At 48.0% G+C, this 614-nt stretch carries 1 pseudogene; it reads right to left on the bottom strand.

Features of this window, described 5'->3' with window-relative positions:
* Positions 1 to 614: pseudogene (vscQ, locus tag R7Q46_RS28185) on the bottom strand (SctQ family type III secretion system cytoplasmic ring protein VscQ); the annotation flags it as partial.

The following is a 614-nucleotide window of genomic DNA, read 5'->3' as shown; positions in this document are numbered from 1 at the left end:
CCGGTTGCAGTTGGTTGAGTTGCTCCAGCGTGACGGTTTGGTGGCCAATGTCGAACGTGAGTTCCACAGGCAGTTGCTGGTGGTCTGTGAGTGTTTCGGATGTGTTTACGTCATTCATATTGGTTTCTTTCTCAATGATGTAGAGGGTGTTGTCTTCAAGCTGGCAACGCCACAGATTCTTATTGGATACCTGAAAAATCGCTTGTTGCTGGGCGATGTAGCATTGGTCAAAAAAGATCACGTCTCCAAGCTCTAACGAATGGAATTGATTTAAGTCCAGGTGCGTTTTGCCAAGGCTTAGCCAGACAGGAAGGGCAATATGCTGAGTCAGTTGCGACGAGCATGGCGGCAGCGCATCAACTAAAACGCTTTGACCTTCACTTACCCACAAACAAAGTGATGCGCTTGGTTTGTTTAGCGTCAGCATTAAGGTATTGCGCTGCGTCTCGCTATGTTCCAGAGGTTGTAATTTGCTGAGGATCGGTAACTGACCAAATAGGCGTTTGAACGCGTCAGCGTGAGGCTCAATCTGCGTACTGAGCAGAGCTAACTGCAACGAGTTTGGGAGAGATTCAAACGCTGTCGCATTCAAAGTCAAGTGAAGCCATTGTTGC

The organism is Vibrio sp. 811 (assembly GCF_033339195.1).
The sequence above is the reverse complement of the archived record's forward strand: the minus strand, read 5'-3'. Positions and strand labels throughout refer to the sequence as shown.